Below are 16,139 nucleotides of genomic sequence, written 5' to 3' on the forward strand. Positions count from 1 at the left end.
CGAATTACTCGCCGGTATCTGCCTTCAAAGCGTCCGGATGCGGCATCGAGATGATGTTGTAGCCGGAGTCGACGAAGTGGGTCTCGCCGGTGACGCCGCCGGAGAGATCCGACAACAGATACAGTGCGGTGCCGCCGAGTTCGTCGAGGGTGACGCCACGGCCGAGCGGCGAATGCTTTTGCTGGAAGGCGAACATCGCGCGGGAATCGCCAATGCCGGAGCCGGCCAACGTGCGCACCGGGCCCGCCGAGAGCGAATTGACGCGGATACCCTGACGGCCGAAGTCGGAGGCGAGATAACGCACCGAGGCTTCGAGCGCGGCCTTGGCGATGCCCATCACATTGTAGTTCGGCATCACGCGGGTCGAACCGCCAAAGGTCAGCGTAATCATGGCGCTGCCGGGCTTCATCATCTCCGCCGCGCGTTTGGCGACTTCGGTGAAGGAAAAGCAGGAGATTACCATGGTGCGCGAGAAATTGGCGCGCGTGGTGTCGGCGTAGCGCCCCTTGAGTTCATTCTTGTCGGAGAAGCCGATGGCGTGAACCAGGAAATCCAGTCCGCCCCATTTCTCCTTGATCGCAGCGAAAGTCGCGTCGACGCTGGCGATGTCCTCGACGTCGCAGGGCAGGATCAGATCCGCATTGAGCGATTCTGCCAGCGGTTTGACGCGCTTGCCGAGCGCGTCGCCCTGATAGGTGAAAGCCAGTTCAGCGCCCTGCGCATGGAGTGCCTTCGCGATTCCCCATGCGATCGAATGATCATTGGCGACGCCCATGATCAGTCCGCGCTTGCCCTGCATCAGTGATTGCATCGCGTTATGCATCCATCCGCTTGAACACCAGCGTGGCGTTGGTGCCGCCAAAGCCGAAGGAGTTCGACAGCACCGTGCCGACCTTCACATTGTCGATGCGCTTGCGCACGATCGGCATGTCGGCGAACACCGGATCGAGTTCGGTGATGTTGCCGCTCTCGCAGATAAACCCGTTCTGCATCATCAGCAGCGAGTAGATCGCTTCCTGCACGCCGGTAGCGCCGAGCGAGTGGCCGGTGAGGGCCTTGGTTGCCGAAATCGGCGGACACTTCTCGCCGGTGCCGAACACCTTGCGGATCGCCTGCATTTCCGGCGGATCGCCGGCCGGCGTCGAGGTCGCATGCGGGTTGATGTAGTCGATCTTGATGCCGCCGGTGGTGGCCAGCGCCATCTTCATGCAGCGCTCTGCGCCTTCGCCCGACGGCGCGACCATGTCGTAACCGTCCGAGGTGGCGCCGTAACCGATGATCTCGCCGTAGATCTTGGCGCCGCGTGCTTTCGCATGCTCGAGTTCTTCGATGACGACCACGCCAGCGCCGCCAGCGATGACGAAGCCGTCACGACTGACGTCATAGGGACGCGAGGCCGTTGATGGGGTGTCGTTATATTTCGACGACATTGCGCCCATGGCATCGAACAGCACCGAGAGCGACCAATCGAGCTCTTCGCAGCCGCCGGCAAACACGACGTCCTGCTTGCCCCACTGGATCATCTCGTAGGCATTGCCGATGCAATGGTTCGAGGTCGCGCAGGCCGACGAGATCGAATAGTTCACGCCCTTGATCTTGAACCAGGTTGCGAGCGTAGCGGATGCCGTCGAGGACATCGCCTTCGGCACCGCGAACGGGCCAACGCGCTTCGGACCCTTCGTGCGCGTGATGTCAGCGGCTTCGACGATGGTGCGTGCGGAAGGTCCGCCCGAGCCCATGATGATGCCGGTGCGCTCGTTGGAAATATCCGACTCTTCGAGGCCGGAGTCCTGGATCGCCTGCTCCATGGCGATGTGATTCCATGCGGCGCCTTCGCCGAGGAAGCGCATCGCGCGGCGATCAATCACATCGGCCGGATTGATGGTGGGTGCGCCTTGCACCTGCGAACGGAAACCGAGCTCTGCGTATTTGTCGGCACGTGTGATGCCCGACTTTGCCTCATGGAGGCTTGCAAGCACTTCCTGAGTGTTGTTTCCGATAGATGAGACAATGCCCATCCCCGTGACGACAACTCGCCTCATGATCGCCTCGCCCTTTGAACTACATTGTTATGGAACTGGCGGTCGCCCCCTCGGAGACCGCCGTTGAATAGCACCCGGTAGATTACGTTCCCGGCTGCAATGCGGCAGGCGCTTCCTGCTTGAACAGGCCGACCTTCAGGTCCTTGGCGCGATAGATAATCTCGCCATCTGCCGAAAGCGAGCCGTCAGCAATCCCCAACCACAATTTAGAACGCATCACCCGCTTGATATCGATGGTGTACACGACCTTTTTGACACCAGGCAGAACCTGGCCGGAAAATTTCAGCTCGCTAAGTCCGAGCGCGCGTCCAGGGCCGATACCGCCGGACCAGCCCAGAAAGAATCCGACCATTTGCCACATGGCATCGAGGCCGAGGCAGCCCGGCATCACTGGATCGCCCTTGAAGTGGCAGGCAAAGAACCAGAGGTCCCGATTGACGTCGAGTTCGGCACGAACGAGACCTTTTCCGAATTCGCCACCATCTGCGGTGATCTCGGTGATGCGATCAAACATCAGCATTGGCGGCAGTGGTAATTGCGCGTTGCCGGGCCCGAACAGCTCGCCGCGGCCGCAGGCCAGCAGGTCTTCATATGCGTAGCTGTTGCGTTGTTCCTGGATCATGCCGGCTTTCTGGGTCCATCGATGGTGGTGGCTACCCGGGGGTCGAGTCGCCGCATATAGAATTGTTCCAAATGACGCGGGAACTTGCCCCGGTTGGGCGCTCTCTATCATAGGCTAAGGGGGCGGCAAAGCGGCCGATCGCCTGCTTTTGGTGGGTTATTGACCATGTTGCGATGCACCACGGAAGCTTCCCTTCTGATGCATGGCTCCTAGTTGCGAAAACCTTGCATCTAAGGCCCCGGCTTTCTATAATAGAAGGCTAATTCAGTGTTCTTTTTGAGTATGAACGGCAGGATTACTGACGTGGATATGAGCGACAGCGTTTCAGTTTTGGATGACGCAGCTGCGGTTGCGGAAATCAATCATGGCCGCCAGCCGGCTCTGACGGGTTGCCCGTGGCATGACGTCAACGAGATGCTGCAGTCGGTCGGCCTGCGTCCCACCCGTCAGCGGATGGCGCTGGGCTGGCTGCTGTTTGGCAAGGGCGCGCGCCATCTCACCGCGGAAATGCTTTACGAGGAAGCGACCCACGCCAAGGTGCCGGTGTCGCTTGCCACCGTTTACAACACGCTCAATCAGCTCACGGATTCCGGCCTGCTCCGTCAGGTCAGCGTCGATGGTACGAAGACCTATTTCGATACCAACGTAACGTCGCATCACCACTACTATCTCGAGAATAATCACGAGCTGGTCGATATTCCGGATCAGAACCTCGTGCTGACCAAGATGCCGGAAGTCCCAGAGGGCTTCGAGATCAGCCGCATCGACATGGTCGTCCGTCTGCGCAAGAAGCGCTAACGGTTTCATCCAAGTTCCGAAGTTATTTGCGCCGCCGAACCGGTTTCGCTGGCGTTTGCTCGCCAATTGCAGCTGTTGCCACGATAGCACGGGCCAGTGCACGTCCTGTGCATTCGTAGCCGGCGGCGGAATTGTGTAGTCCGTCCCAGGCCGTCAGCGCGCTCATGGAGATCCCTGCGTCAACTGCACGACGCATCAGCTCGAAGCGCGAGAATAGCGGCACCCGTTCCTGCCGGGCGGCCTCAGCTATGCTCGCCTGCATCTTGGAATATTGCGATGCGAGAATGACCGGCGCGTATTGCTGATCCATCAGGATGACGTCGGCGCCATCCGCCTTCAGCAGGCGGATGCCCTCGACGATCCTGCTGGTCAGGCTGTCCGCGCTTTGCAGCCAAGTCACGTCATTGGTGCCGATCTGCCAGATCACCAGATCTGGCCGATGCGCCAGCACGTCGCGGTCGAAGCGGGCGATGTTGCCGGGGATCGTGTCGGCGTTCCGCCCGCTATTAATGATCTCCAGTCGCAGCTCCGGCTTGAGGCGCTTGAGCTCGCTCAGCAGCATGCCGGGATAGGTTTTTGCAGGATCTGATTGCCACAGGCCCAGCGTCGAGGACGAGCCCATGGCGACGATCTTGAGCGGGCCATTGGCTTTGAGTGCAGCTGCAGTGTGCGAAAGGGTCGCATCCGCTGACAGCCGTTGATCCACAGCGAGGCAGGTTTCAGTGGCGGATTGCGCGTATGCCGGGCCGGACCATGACAGCGCTGCCACGGCGATCACTGCGCCGACGTGGGCCAAGCTCCTGATGCGGGATGCGCTCAGTTCACCTTCTCGTCGGCGTAGACGCCCCATAGCCGCTGTTGTTCGATCCAGCCATCGAAGCCGTTGCCGATCACCCGGCACCAGCCATTGCTGCAGCGCTTTACCTGCGCCACCACGCCGGCCTGCAGCCGCGCTGCGACGGCGCTCGTGGCGTCCGGATTGTCATAGATCGAGGCGAGCTCGTCCTTGGATTTCATGGTCACGACCGCGGTGCGGCGGCCGGACAGCAGCGAATGATAGACCCAGCCTTCGGCCCCCTCGGAATCGCGGACGCGGCGCCAGTTCTCGTATTCGGCCGTGATTTCGACCGGCAGGCCGGAACGGGTATAGACCCAGGCGACATCATTGTCCTTGGTGGGGCCGGCGCGGACATTGACGTGGTCCGACTTCAGGCTGACATAGCGCGGCACTGGCAGGCCGCTGGCGCCCAGCGGCGTGTCCTTGGCGGCGAGAGCCGGATCGATTGCTGCCGCGATCAGGGTGACCATCGCCAACATCGCATACGCAAACCGCCGGAACGCCATCAAACCCACCTCAACCCAATCCAAAGAACGCAAGTGTCGCCGCGTCGCACGCATCTGTTGGGTTCTTGTTTTGGCTCGGTCTTCTGCTAGAGAGGACCCAAGGCCAAGGCACCAAAAAGGGTGTCGGGGAACCCGAGGAAACGGTGAATTCGCAGCTGCGGCAGTTTCGAACAACCGGGTTAATGCGGACTGAACGGATTAGCCAAAGCGCGAGTGAGCAGGACATGTCGGTCAAGAAAAAGCCTCTCGTCGTCGTCACGCGCAAGCTGCCGGACTCCATCGAGACCCGCATGCGCGAACTGTTCGACGCGCGCATCAATCTCGACGACATACCTCTGACGCCCGAGCAACTGGCCGAAGCGACCCGCACCGCCGACGTGCTGGTGCCGACCGTCACCGACGAAATCACCAAGGAACTGCTCGATCATCCCGACTGCAAGCTCAAGCTGATCGCCAATTTCGGCAACGGCGTCGACAATATCGATGTCACCGCCGCCCATGCCCACGGCATCACCGTCACCAACACGCCGAAGGTGCTCACCGAAGACACCGCCGACATGACCATGTCGATGATCCTCGCGGTGCCGCGTCGGCTGATCGAGGGCGCCTCGATCCTGACCGAGGGCAAGGACTGGCCCGGCTGGTCGCCGACCTGGATGCTGGGCAGGCGGCTCGGCGGCAAGCGGCTCGGCATCATCGGCATGGGCCGCATCGGCCAGGCCGTTGCGCGCCGCGCCCGCGCTTTCGGGCTGCAGATTCACTATCACAACCGCAAGCCTGTCGCTCCGAAGATCGCCGAAGAACTCGGTGCAACCTATTGGGACTCGCTCGACCAGATGCTGGCGCGCATGGACATCATCTCGGTGAACTGTCCGCATACGCCGGCAACGTTCCACCTGTTGTCAGCACGTCGTCTCAAGCTGATCCGCAAGGACGCCTATATCGTCAATACCGCGCGGGGCGAGGTGATCGACGAAGAGACGATGATCAAGCTGATCGAGTCGGGCGACATCGCCGGTGCCGCGCTCGATGTGTTCGAACATGAGCCCGCGGTGAGTCCGAAACTGGTGCGGCTCGCGCGCGCCGGCAAGGTGGTATTGTTGCCGCATATGGGCTCGGCGACGATCGAAGGCCGTGTCGAGATGGGCGAGAAGGTCATCATCAACATCCGCGCCTTTCTCGACAATCACAAGCCACCGGATCGCGTGCTGCCGGCGATGCTGTAAGGCTGCGCGCTTACTTTACGAGATCAGCTTGAAGATGAGATAGGCCGCTATGCGGCCCTCGCGCGTGGCTTTGCGGCCGTAGCGCGTCATCGTGTAGTTCGGCCATGGCAAACGCCAGTCGTCGGCGCGTTCCGCGGTCCAGGCGAAATCCGGCGATCGCGAGACATGCCACAACGTCCACGCGACGTAATCCGGGATGTCGTGCACGAAACGAAATTCGCCGGAAGGTTTCAGCACGCGCGCCATCGCAGCGAGTGTCGCATCCTGTACGAAGCGGCGTTTCCAGTGACGCTTCTTCGGCCACGGATCCGGATGAATCAGGTCGATGCGCGACAGCGATTGCGCTGGCGCCCATGTGAGCAGCTCGGCGGCATCGCCGGCGACGAGGCGGATGTTGCCTATATTCTGCGCCTCGATCTGCGTCAGAATCTTCGCCATGCCGTTGACGTAAGGCTCGCAGCCGATGAAGCCGATATGCGGATGCGCCAGCGCTTCCGCGACCAGATGTTCGCCGCCGCCGAAGCCGATCTCCAGACGCACGGTCTCGACGTCAGTGCCGAACAGCGTGCGGATATCGTCAGGCGCCGGATGGGCAATGTCGACGGTGAGTGCCGGCAACAGTGTCGCCATCAGGTCGGCCTGATGGTCGCGCAGCTTGTGGCCCTTGCGACGTCCGAAGAACGAGCCGGTGTAGTGGCCGCTCTCGGCATGCGTGGACGCCTCCGCATTAGCGGGGGCATCGTGATCGTTATGGTTGGAATTGGCTGTGGTCATCGCGCGCGAGTGATACAGCTGAAACGCTATCGGCGCCATCAGGCGCGATGACGAATTTCCGTTGGAACTACCGTGATTTTAACGCTGATCCGGGGCTTCGCGCGAGGCGATCTGTTCGACCAGGTCGACGATGCTGCGGCGGAGCTTGGCATCGGTGATACGCGTGAAGGCGCGGGTCAGAGCGAGGCCTTCGGACGTGGCGAGGAAGTCGGAGACATAGGCAGGTGAGGAAGCTTCAGCGAAGCCTTCGCCGTTGTGAATTGCACCGGGGCCGCCTTCGAACAGGAACGAGACGGGGACCTGCAGAATTTCCGAAATCTGCTGCAGCCGGCTGGCGCCGACGCGGTTGGTGCCCTTCTCGTATTTCTGAACTTGTTGAAACGTCAGACCGAGGGCTTCGCCCAGCTTTTCCTGACTCATGCCGAGCATAATGCGCCGCATGCGCACACGGCTGCCGACATACTTGTCAACAGGATTGGGCGCTTTCGTCGACATCTCAATTACTCCTGGATCACATCAAGGGGAGACGGATCATGCGTGGCAATCCGTCATTTAGGGCGGCTTCGGTTGTAACTAAAGGTATCCTAGTGGATTATAACAACCGCGCAAATTTTCCTAAGCGGAAAATTTAAGCCACCGTACCTTTATTTCTCAATAGGTGAGAAATAAAGCTTACAAAGCTAGCTTAAAAAGCAATCACCTCGGACAGGTTGTTCGGTAGGCGGCGAAAGCTGGCGCACAAACTATATCAAACGCTTCAGGTATCAAGCTAATGATGCGTCTTCGCACGCCGCCGGACAGCGAAAATAATCGCGAGCGCGACAAACATCGCGGCGGGAATATCGCCGATTCTCGAGTAGACCGTCGGCGGAATCGCCGCGGGCAATGCCGAATCCAGCACGCCTTCGACGCCGAGATCGAGCCGCGCGATTATGCGGCCGACAGGGTCGACTACGACCGAAATGCCGGTGTTCGCAGCACGAACCAGCGGCAGGCCTTCCTCGATGGCACGGACGCGGCTTTGCTGCAGGTGCTGATAGGGGCCGGTGGAAATGCCGAACCAGCCATCATTGGTGAGATTGACGATCCAGCCCGGCCGATCGTTACGTGTGGCGATATCGTCCGGGAAAACCGCCTCGTAGCAGATCAGCGGCAGCATGGGCGGCGCGCCGGGAATGTCCATCGGCTTGCGACGGGTGCCGGGAATGAAGCCGCCGTGGACTTTGGTCAGTTGCTGGAAACCGATCTTCTCCATGAAGCTCTGGAATGGCAGGTACTCGCCGAACGGTACCAGATGCAGCTTGTCGTAGGTCGACAGGATGCTGCCGTCATGGTCGATCACATAGATAGAGTTATACGCCTGCGTGATGCGCACACCGAGCGGCGCGTCGGGCGGTCGCACCGCGCCCGTGACCAGCACGGTGCCCTTCGGCAGCAGATTGGCGATCTGCGCCATCGCATCGGGTTCGCGCGACAGGAAGAACGGGAAAGCGGATTCCGGCCAGATCAGGATATTGGCTGCGCCCACGCCTGAATTCTGCGGACCCGTCGCGCGGTCCGACAGCGCAAGGTATCTGCTCATGACATCCGCCTTGGCGGAATAGTTGAAACGTGTGTCCTGCGACAGGTTCGGCTGCATGATGCGCAGCTTCACATTGGCGACGAGCTGCGTCGGTGTACGCGACAGCCGGGCCATGCCATAGGCGCCCATCACGACGAGCAGCACCAGCGCAAGCGTCGGGGCAAGCCATGGCCGCTGCGTACGCGAGCGTCCGTCGATCAGCACCGCTGGCGATGCGAAGATCGCCACAGCGACAAATGTCAGTCCCCACAGACCGACCAGCGACGCGCTCTGCGCCAGCGCGAGCGGTTCGGTGAGGGCATAACCGAAAGCGTTCCAGGGAAAGCCCGTAAGCACATGGCCGCGCAGCCATTCGCCGATCGTCAGGCTGGCGGCGAGTGCGAAAATGCGCGCGACATCCTTGGTCCAGAGCAAGCGGGCCAGTGCGAAACCGATCGCGGTGAACAGGGCGAGATAAGCGGGTAGGCCGCAGATCGCGGCGGGCAGGAGCCATGCAAAGGTCTGCGCGTCGACGAGGAACGCGTAGCCGATCCAGTACAGGCCCGGCACGAAATAGCCGAAGCCGAACCACCAGCCAGCCATGGCGGCCGCAGGAATGCCGCGCATCTTGCCGGCCGCAGCGCCATCGATCAGCCAGACCACGACGGGGAAGGTGATGAACAGCACCGGCCAAGCATTGAATGGCGCCATCGCCAGCGACGACACTGCGCCGGCCAGTAGCGCAATGCCTGCGCGCTTCCAACCCCATGCGAGAATAATGCTGAGCGCGACCGAGCGCAGGCTGCGTGATGTCACGGCGTTCCCGCGCTGTCGCCTGATGGAGGCGTATTCAGATTGTCACTGGACGGTGCTGCGCCGGTATCAGACGCTGCATCGCGGCGGCGAGGCTCGCGCGTACGCGGCGCAGGTCGTTCCTTGCGCGGACCCACACGCAGACGCTTGACGCGGCGCGGATCGGCATCGAGCACTTCGATTTCGAAATTGCCGGGACCGGAAATCACTTCGCCGCGCACGGGCAGCCGCCCCACATGGGTGACGAGATATCCGCCGAGAGTCTCGACTTCCTCGCCGTCTTCGCCCGTCTCGAACTCCTCGCCGATCATGGCGCGCACATCATCGAGGCTGGCGCGGGCATCGGCGATGAAGCTATCGCCCTGTCTGACGATGGATGGCGGCTCGTCGCTGTCGTGTTCGTCGTCGATCTCGCCGACGATCTGCTCGACGATATCCTCGATCGAAACAAGGCCGTCGGTGCCGCCATATTCGTCGACAACGAGTGCAAGATGAATACGCGCCGCCTGCATCTGAGCGAGCAGGTCGATCGCACGCATCGATGGTGGCACGTAAAGCAGCTTGCGGATGATGCCGGTCTCAACCACGGTTTGTGCCAGATCGACGGAGCGCAGATCGAGGCCTGCGGGTAGCACCTTCTTGCGCTTTGCCTTGGATGGCACCTCGATGCGCGCGCGCGCCGTCATGTAGGCCAGCAGGTCGCGGATATGGACGATGCCGACGGGATCGTCGAGGGTTTCGTTGAAGACGACGAGGCGCGAATGGGCCGCGCTCTCGAACAGGCCCATGAGTTCGCCGAGCGAGATGTCCTGCTTCACCGCAACGATATCGGCGCGATGTATCATGACATCGGCAATGCGGCGCTCGTTGAGGCCGAGAATGTTGCGCAACATCGTGCGCTCGATGGTGGAGAAGCCGGTCTCGTCCGGCGCGGAGGCGTCGAGTACGACTTGCAGGTCGGCACGCACAGAGCCTGGCTTCCAGCCGAACAGCGAGCGGATCGCGCGGGTTAGCCAGGTCTCCGACGTCGGGCGCATGACCTCGCCGTCGTGAACCACCGCAGGCAGATTGCTTGAGGTCTTCGAATGATCGCTTCTAGTGTCGCCGTCCGGCATCTCAGGTCACCCGATCCTGATTTGCATAGGGGTCCGGGATCCCGAGTGTCGCCAGGATCTCGCGTTCCAGCGTTTCCATCTCTTCGGCTTCATCGTCCTTCTCATGGTCGTAGCCGACGAGATGCAGAAAGCCGTGAATGGCAAGATGGCTGAGATGGTTGGCGAAGGCCTTATCTTCCTCGTCAGCCTCGCGGCGCGTCGTCTCGTAGGCGATGGCGATGTCGCCCAGCATGCGCGGCATGTCGTCGGGCTCGTCCGCGCCTTCGGGTGGCTGCAGCGCCGGGAATGACAGGACGTTGGTCGGCTTGTCGATGCCACGCCAGTTCTGGTTCAGTGTGCGGATACCGGCGTCGTCAGTGAGCATGATGGCGAGTTCGGCGTCGGCCGTATCGGTATCGATCATGGCGGCGGCAGCTTCGATGGCGCGGTGGATCACAGCGTCGGCATCGGCCTCCACAGACCAGCAATCGGCGACAACGAGAACCTCTGTCGCGGGAGATGAATAGGTCGGCATCGGTATCGAACTTCTTTCACGAACGGACCCGATTACGGGTCCGTCGTTAGCGTATGAGTGTGTCATCAGATCTTTGTAGCAGCCGCCTTCTGCGGCGTTCCTTCGTAGGCGGCGACGATGCGGGCCACGAGTTCGTGGCGGACGACGTCTTCGCCCGTGAATTTCACCTGCGAGATACCCTGCACGCCGTCGAGCAGACGTGCGGCTTCGGCAAGACCCGAGGTCTGGCCATTGGGCAAGTCGACCTGCGAGGGATCGCCGGTGATGATCATGCGGCTATTCTCGCCGAGACGCGTCAGAAACATCTTCATCTGCATCGAGGTGGTGTTCTGCGCTTCGTCGAGGATGATCGCGGCATTGGTCAGCGTGCGGCCGCGCATGAAGGCGAGTGGTGCGATTTCGATTTCGCCGGTCTGTAGTGCGCGCTCAACGATGCGACCGTCCATCAGGTCATACAGTGCGTCGTAAATGGGCCGCAGATACGGATCGACCTTCTCGCGCATGTCGCCGGGCAGGAAGCCGAGCCGTTCGCCGGCTTCCACCGCCGGACGCGACAGGATGATGCGGTCGACTTCCTTGCGCTCGAATAACATTGCCGCCTGGGCGACGGCGAGCCAGGTCTTGCCGGTACCGGCGGGGCCGATGCCGAAAACCAGCTCATTGCTTTTCAGCGCGCGGATATAGGCGTCCTGCATCGCAGTGCGTGCACGCACCGGGCGCTTGCGCAGATTGATGGTGTCGAAATTCGAAGCGGCTGTTTTTGATCCCTTGGGATCGAACGGAAACAGCGTGCCCTGCGCCAGCGTGGCGCGGATCGTGCCCTCGACATCGCCGGGCGCAAGATCCTGACCTTGCACCGCCTGCGCATAGAGCGTTTCGAGCACACGCCGGGCGGCGTCGCAGGCGTCACGGGTGCCGGTGAGGGTAATGTGGTTGCCGCGGGAATCGACGACGACATTCAGCCGGCGTTCGATGATCGCGAGGTTCTGGCCGTAGGGCCCGACCAGCGAGGAGGCTGCCCGGTTGTCATCGAAGTCGATGACGACCTGCGTCTCGGCCTGCGGTGGAGTATCGATTTTACGAATTGCGAGCGTAGACGAATCCGATGCGCTTTTGGCCAAGAATTCAGGCTCCCGTGACGGTGTGAGAACTGACTGACTGCGACACTACTGGCTGCAACACTGGTGGTACTGGAGAATTAGCAACTGGAGCTGATGCGAGCGAATCTCTCGCAAGCGAGCCGAGCAGGCTGTAGCGCTCGAGGCTCTCGATGGTGACTGGAAGCACCTGGCCGATGATGTCGTCGGAGGCCATCACATGGGCTGGTTGAAGGTAAGCGGTGCGGCCGACGATCTGGCCGGGATTGCGCGCGGGGCGTTCGAACAGCACATCCACAGTGCGTCCAATCGTGGCCGCGTTGAAGGCCGATTGCTGGCTGTCGATCAGGTTCTGAAGCCTCACCAATCGCTCGTCCATGTCAGCCTGTGACACCGTCTCCTGCAAATCCGCGGCCGGCGTTCCCGGACGCGGCGAATACTTGAACGAATATGCGCCAGCGTATCCGATTTGTGTGACGAGTGCGAGCGTGGCCGCAAAATCTTCCTCGGTCTCGCCGGGGAAGCCCACGATAAAATCGGAAGTAAAAGCAATGTCTTGCCGCGCGTCGCGAAAACGGTCGATGACGCGGCGATAATCTTCCGTTGTATGTTTGCGGTTCATGGCCGCCAGAATGCGGTCCGAGCCCGACTGCACCGGCAGATGCACGAAGGGCATCAGCGCCGGCAAATCGCGATGCGCCGCGATCAGCGTGTCCTCGACGTCGCGGGGATGACTGGTCGAATAACGCAGCCGGGCGATGCCGGGAATCTCGGCGAGGCGATAGAGGAGTGTGCCCAGCGCCCATGGGCGGCCGTCGGGGCCGTCGCCGTGATAGCCGTTGACGTTCTGGCCGATCAGCGTGATTTCGCGCACGCCGTTGTCGGCGAGCCGCTGCACGTCGTCGATGATCTTCGCCACCGGGCGCGAGACTTCGGAGCCGCGGGTATAGGGCACCACGCAGAAGGTGCAGAACTTGTCGCAGCCTTCCTGCACGGTGACGAAGGAGGAAATGCCGCGGGCGCGAATCGCTGCCGGTTTCGGCGGCGGCAGGAAGCTGAACTTGTCTTCGACAGGAAATTCAGTGTCCAGCGCGCGGCCGCCGGCCTTGGCCTGCTTCAGCAGTGCCGGCAGGTTGTGATAGCTCTGCGGCCCGACCACAACATCCACCACCGGCGCGCGGCGAATGATCTCATTGCCCTCGGCCTGCGCGACGCAGCCGGCGACGACCACGTTCATCGTGCGTCCGGCCTGCGCTGCTTCAGCCTTGGCGACGCGCAGCTTGCCGAGCTCCGAATAGACCTTCTCGGACGCCTTCTCGCGGATGTGACAGGTGTTGAGAATCACCAGATCTGCGTCGTCGGCATTGGCCGTCTCGACGAAGCCTTCTGGCGCCAGCGTGTCCACCATGCGCTGGGCATCGTAGACGTTCATCTGGCAGCCGTAGGATTTGATATGCAGCTTACGCGGCGCGGTCATGGAACCTGTAATGGGCTGGAAACGCGCTTGCTGCGCAGCGCTCAATTATAGGCTAACGCCCGGAAAATCCAGCATTTCTACAAAATATAAGTGCTTGCAATGGCTTAGGCGAGGCTCGCGGGCTCGCCAGCCAGTGTGCCCCTCGCCACCAACCCTGGAAGCTGCCGCATGTCGTCGAAGACGAGATGAGCGCCAGCGGCCATCAGGGCTGCTGCCGTGGCCGGGTTGCAATGGCCGCCACCATGATAGCCGAACACGGTCATCCCGGCGGCTACGCCCGCCGTAACCCCGGGAATGCTGTCCTCGATCACCACGCAGCGCTCCGGCTCGGCGTTCATCTGCGCGGCGGCAAACAGAAACAGATCAGGCTGCGGCTTGCCGCGCTCGACCTGCAGAGCTGAAAACAGGTGCGGATCGAAACGGTCGAGCAAGCCGGTGGTCGTGAGGCTGCTGCGGATGCGCGTCGGTGTGCCCGATGACGCCACGCAAATCGCGTGTGACAGTATCGCGAGCGCCTCGGCGATATGCGGGATCGGCTGCAGTTTCGCGCCGAACACCTCGTCGATCGTGGCTTTCAGCGTTGCGGTGTAATCATCAGGCAGCACGCGGCCGAGTTCGGTCTCGACTTCCCGGCGCGCCTCGCGTGCGGAGCGGCCCAGGAAGCGCTGATGCACCTGATCGGCGGTGATGGGATAACCGAACTGTGTCAGGACATCCGCATGGACGACGCAGGCGAGGGACTCACTGTCGACGAGCACGCCGTCACAATCGAAGATGACGAGATCGAAGCGCGAAGAAACTAAACTCACTTGGTTGATGTGCTCACTTGGTGGTTTTGTCCTCATCGAGCGGTACGCAGTACAGCTCCAGCCGGTGATCGACCAGCTTGTAACCGAGCTTCGCGGCGACCTCAGCCTGCAATTTCTCGATCTGTTCAGACGTGAATTCGATGACTGTCCCGTCACGCAAGTTGATCAGATGATCGTGATGGCTGTCACGCATTGTCTCATAGCGTGCGCGGCCTTCGCGAAAATCATGACGCTCGATGATGCCGGCGTCTTCGAACAACTTCACGGTGCGATACACCGTCGAGATCGAGATCTTGTCATCCACCGCAACACAGCGACGATACAATTCCTCGACATCGGGATGATCGTCGGCTTCGGCCAGAACGCGTGCAATCACGCGGCGCTGTTCCGTCATGCGCATGCCGGTCGCGGCGCAGCGCGCCTCGATACCAGCAGACTTCATCGCAGATGATTTCAGTGCAGTCATGATCCGGGTCCCATCGTGGCTTCTTTTGCCACTCCGCAGGCGTCAGGACAAGTCGCGCCGCATCACCAGCGCATTCAATTCCACTCCGTCCGCTTCCTTATAGTAGCGTTCCCGGCGTCCCGCGACAGTGAAGCCGGTTCTGTCATAGAGCCGCCGCGCCGGTTGATTGTTTTCCTCAACTTCGAGGAACACCGTGCGTACGCCGCGACCGGCCAGATGGCCGAGATGGGTGAGGAACAGGTCGCGCGACAGGCCGCGGCCGCGATAGGCCGGCGATACGGCGATGGACAGAATCTCGGCTTCGTCGGCTGCGATTCGCGAGACGGCGAAGCCGATGAGGTGGCCGCGCAACTTCAGCCGATGCACGAGCGTGTTTTGTTCGCGCAGCATCTGCTCGAACTCCCCCGCACCCCAGCCGCGATGGAACGATGCCGCATGTAATTGTGCGAGCTGGCGCACATCGCGCAACGTGGCGGGCTCGACCACGGCATTGCCGCGGCCGAACAGGTGCGACCACCAGGCCGGCATCACGATGCGGCTTGCGCGGCCTGCTGCATCAGGCTGCTTTGCGGCTTGGCATCGGGTGCACGCAGATAATAGGGGCGCGGCAATGCGGTCTCCGGATTCACCGCGGCGCCGAGCCACGCCACCCATGAGATCTCGGGGGCGGGTTGCGCATCGACCCGCAACGGTGCTGGCGCATCGGAGGGCCAGCGTGCAGCGATAATTTCCGCGGCATTGCCGACCAGATGCGGTGCGCCGAACTGCGCGGCCTCAAGAGCCTGGTCGATCGGGACGACGCCCGGCCGCACCAGCGAAGTGCCGTTGCCGCTGACGACCTGGAAATAGACATGATCATGCCGTGCATCGATGGCGGCGATAACAGGCGCATCCAGGTTTTCGCTGACGACGGGCGCCGCATAGGCCGTCAGCGTGGTGATGCCGACGACCGGCTTGTTGGCGGCCAGGCCGATGCCGCGCGCCGCCGACAGACCGACGCGCAGCCCGGTGAAGCTGCCGGGGCCGGTGGTGACGGCAATACGATCGAGATCGGCGAAGGCGATGCTGGAGGCTGCCATGACGCGCGCGAGCAACGGCATCAGCGCCTCGGCGTGGCCGCGCTTCATCGGCATGGACTCATGCGCAATGAGCTTGCTGGTGCGGGTATCGAGGATGCCTGCCGCACAGGCGTCGAGAGCGGTATCGATGGCAAGGATCAGCATAAATGGACGCTACCACGGCTTGCGAGGGTTTGCGCCTGCCACTCGCAGAATATTCGGGTGCAGGCAATGGGGCCGACCATTCCTAATTTAGTTGGTTCTCCGGAGGTCGGTGCGCAAAATCTCCGGGGCGATGATGAAGTCGAAGGGCGTCACAATGTCGGCGGCCGGCAAGGTCGAGCGTGCGGTGGTGGAAGCTCAAGCATCGGCCACGTCCTGGCAGCTTTAAAAACGGTCATGGCCGGGACAAGCCCGGCCATG

General features: G+C 61.7%; 18 protein-coding genes. 2 read left to right on the forward strand and 16 right to left on the reverse strand.

Annotation, left to right across the window (positions count from 1 at the left end):
- Positions 1-4: 4 nt before the first annotated feature.
- The 3 genes from fabI to fabA all read right to left on the reverse strand — a co-directional run bounded on the left by fabI (position 5) and on the right by fabA (position 2,664).
- Complete coding sequence (gene fabI / locus CIW50_RS02685; protein WP_149529721.1) at positions 5-811, reverse strand: enoyl-ACP reductase FabI; 807 nt, start codon at positions 809-811, stop codon at positions 5-7.
- A 4-nt stretch (positions 812-815) separates the two neighbouring features.
- Complete coding sequence (gene fabB, locus CIW50_RS02690; protein ID WP_149529722.1) at positions 816-2,042, reverse strand: beta-ketoacyl-ACP synthase I; 1,227 nt, start codon at positions 2,040-2,042, stop codon at positions 816-818.
- Between the two features lie 82 nt (positions 2,043-2,124).
- Positions 2,125-2,664 (reverse strand): bifunctional 3-hydroxydecanoyl-ACP dehydratase/trans-2-decenoyl-ACP isomerase, encoded by a 540-nt coding sequence (gene fabA, locus CIW50_RS02695; protein ID WP_502707347.1) that lies wholly within the window; start codon positions 2,662-2,664, stop codon positions 2,125-2,127.
- Positions 2,665-2,973: 309 nt separating this feature from the next.
- On the opposite strand from fabA, the gene irrA reads away from it, so the two are divergent.
- A complete protein-coding gene (gene irrA / locus CIW50_RS02700) occupies positions 2,974-3,462 on the forward strand; it encodes an iron response transcriptional regulator IrrA (RefSeq protein ID WP_149530379.1) in 489 nt (162 codons plus the stop codon).
- Positions 3,463-3,484: 22 nt separating this feature from the next.
- Here irrA and CIW50_RS02705 read toward each other — a convergent pair whose 3' ends face one another.
- Both CIW50_RS02705 and CIW50_RS02710 read right to left on the reverse strand, forming a co-directional pair.
- Positions 3,485-4,258: an SGNH/GDSL hydrolase family protein gene (locus CIW50_RS02705; RefSeq protein ID WP_246664107.1), complete on the reverse strand. Its 774-nt coding sequence runs from the start codon at positions 4,256-4,258 to the stop codon at positions 3,485-3,487.
- Between the two features lie 20 nt (positions 4,259-4,278).
- On the reverse strand, positions 4,279-4,806 hold the full coding sequence (locus CIW50_RS02710; protein WP_149529724.1) for an SH3 domain-containing protein: 528 nt from the start codon (positions 4,804-4,806) through the stop codon (positions 4,279-4,281).
- Positions 4,807-5,030: 224 nt separating this feature from the next.
- Here CIW50_RS02710 and CIW50_RS02715 point away from each other — a divergent pair, with 224 nt between their 5' ends.
- The gene (locus tag CIW50_RS02715; RefSeq protein ID WP_149529725.1) at positions 5,031-6,032 is read left to right on the forward strand and encodes a 2-hydroxyacid dehydrogenase; all 1,002 of its coding nucleotides are present in this window, start codon (positions 5,031-5,033) and stop codon (positions 6,030-6,032) included.
- 15 nt (positions 6,033-6,047) lie between these two features.
- Here the strand turns inward: CIW50_RS02715 and CIW50_RS02720 are convergent, their stop codons facing one another.
- The 11 genes from CIW50_RS02720 to tsaB form a co-directional block, all read right to left on the reverse strand.
- Positions 6,048-6,806 (reverse strand): tRNA (guanine(46)-N(7))-methyltransferase TrmB, encoded by a 759-nt coding sequence (locus CIW50_RS02720; protein WP_149529726.1) that lies wholly within the window; start codon positions 6,804-6,806, stop codon positions 6,048-6,050.
- A 78-nt stretch (positions 6,807-6,884) separates the two neighbouring features.
- Positions 6,885-7,301, reverse strand: coding sequence for a helix-turn-helix domain-containing protein (locus CIW50_RS02725; protein WP_068730045.1), 417 nt, complete (start codon positions 7,299-7,301; stop codon positions 6,885-6,887).
- Positions 7,302-7,575: 274 nt separating this feature from the next.
- On the reverse strand, positions 7,576-9,183 hold the full coding sequence (gene lnt / locus CIW50_RS02730) for an apolipoprotein N-acyltransferase (protein WP_246664109.1): 1,608 nt from the start codon (positions 9,181-9,183) through the stop codon (positions 7,576-7,578).
- On the reverse strand, positions 9,180-10,295 hold the full coding sequence (locus CIW50_RS02735; RefSeq protein ID WP_149529727.1) for a hemolysin family protein: 1,116 nt from the start codon (positions 10,293-10,295) through the stop codon (positions 9,180-9,182). Before CIW50_RS02735 ends, lnt begins: the two co-directional genes overlap by 4 nt.
- Before the next feature lies 1 nt (position 10,296).
- The gene (ybeY, locus tag CIW50_RS02740; protein WP_149529728.1) at positions 10,297-10,809 is read right to left on the reverse strand and encodes an rRNA maturation RNase YbeY; all 513 of its coding nucleotides are present in this window, start codon (positions 10,807-10,809) and stop codon (positions 10,297-10,299) included.
- Positions 10,810-10,874: 65 nt separating this feature from the next.
- Positions 10,875-11,930: a PhoH family protein gene (locus tag CIW50_RS02745; protein WP_149529729.1), complete on the reverse strand. Its 1,056-nt coding sequence runs from the start codon at positions 11,928-11,930 to the stop codon at positions 10,875-10,877.
- A gap of 4 nt (positions 11,931-11,934) precedes the next feature.
- Entirely contained in the window at positions 11,935-13,383 is a 1,449-nt protein-coding gene (miaB, locus tag CIW50_RS02750) for a tRNA (N6-isopentenyl adenosine(37)-C2)-methylthiotransferase MiaB (RefSeq protein ID WP_149529730.1), read from the reverse strand.
- Between the two features lie 104 nt (positions 13,384-13,487).
- Positions 13,488-14,192, reverse strand: coding sequence for an HAD family hydrolase (locus tag CIW50_RS02755; protein ID WP_246664110.1), 705 nt, complete (start codon positions 14,190-14,192; stop codon positions 13,488-13,490).
- Positions 14,193-14,205: 13 nt separating this feature from the next.
- A complete protein-coding gene (locus tag CIW50_RS02760; protein WP_149529732.1) occupies positions 14,206-14,658 on the reverse strand; it encodes a Fur family transcriptional regulator in 453 nt (150 codons plus the stop codon).
- Positions 14,659-14,700: 42 nt separating this feature from the next.
- On the reverse strand, positions 14,701-15,186 hold the full coding sequence (rimI, locus tag CIW50_RS02765; protein ID WP_149530381.1) for a ribosomal protein S18-alanine N-acetyltransferase: 486 nt from the start codon (positions 15,184-15,186) through the stop codon (positions 14,701-14,703).
- Complete coding sequence (gene tsaB, locus CIW50_RS02770) at positions 15,186-15,881, reverse strand: tRNA (adenosine(37)-N6)-threonylcarbamoyltransferase complex dimerization subunit type 1 TsaB (protein ID WP_149529733.1); 696 nt, start codon at positions 15,879-15,881, stop codon at positions 15,186-15,188. The genes rimI and tsaB overlap by 1 nt, the downstream gene beginning before the upstream one ends.
- Positions 15,882-16,139 lie beyond the last annotated feature (258 nt).

The organism is Tardiphaga sp. P9-11 (assembly GCF_008329525.1).
GTDB lineage: Bacteria > Pseudomonadota > Alphaproteobacteria > Rhizobiales > Xanthobacteraceae > Tardiphaga.

Coding starts and splice junctions, on each gene's coding strand:
- fabI (WP_149529721.1), bottom strand. CDS start 811: ATGCAATCACTGATGCAGGGCAAGCGCGGACTGATCATGGGCGTCGCC.
- fabB (WP_149529722.1), bottom strand. CDS start 2,042: ATGAGGCGAGTTGTCGTCACGGGGATGGGCATTGTCTCATCTATCGGA.
- fabA (WP_502707347.1), bottom strand. CDS start 2,664: ATGATCCAGGAACAACGCAACAGCTACGCATATGAAGACCTGCTGGCC.
- irrA (WP_149530379.1), top strand. CDS start 2,974: ATGAGCGACAGCGTTTCAGTTTTGGATGACGCAGCTGCGGTTGCGGAA.
- CIW50_RS02710 (WP_149529724.1), bottom strand. CDS start 4,806: ATGGCGTTCCGGCGGTTTGCGTATGCGATGTTGGCGATGGTCACCCTG.
- CIW50_RS02715 (WP_149529725.1), top strand. CDS start 5,031: ATGTCGGTCAAGAAAAAGCCTCTCGTCGTCGTCACGCGCAAGCTGCCG.
- CIW50_RS02720 (WP_149529726.1), bottom strand. CDS start 6,806: ATGACCACAGCCAATTCCAACCATAACGATCACGATGCCCCCGCTAAT.
- CIW50_RS02725 (WP_068730045.1), bottom strand. CDS start 7,301: ATGTCGACGAAAGCGCCCAATCCTGTTGACAAGTATGTCGGCAGCCGT.
- CIW50_RS02735 (WP_149529727.1), bottom strand. CDS start 10,295: ATGCCGGACGGCGACACTAGAAGCGATCATTCGAAGACCTCAAGCAAT.
- ybeY (WP_149529728.1), bottom strand. CDS start 10,809: ATGCCGACCTATTCATCTCCCGCGACAGAGGTTCTCGTTGTCGCCGAT.
- miaB (WP_149529730.1), bottom strand. CDS start 13,383: ATGACCGCGCCGCGTAAGCTGCATATCAAATCCTACGGCTGCCAGATG.
- CIW50_RS02760 (WP_149529732.1), bottom strand. CDS start 14,658: ATGACTGCACTGAAATCATCTGCGATGAAGTCTGCTGGTATCGAGGCG.
- rimI (WP_149530381.1), bottom strand. CDS start 15,186: ATGCCGGCCTGGTGGTCGCACCTGTTCGGCCGCGGCAATGCCGTGGTC.
- tsaB (WP_149529733.1), bottom strand. CDS start 15,881: ATGCTGATCCTTGCCATCGATACCGCTCTCGACGCCTGTGCGGCAGGC.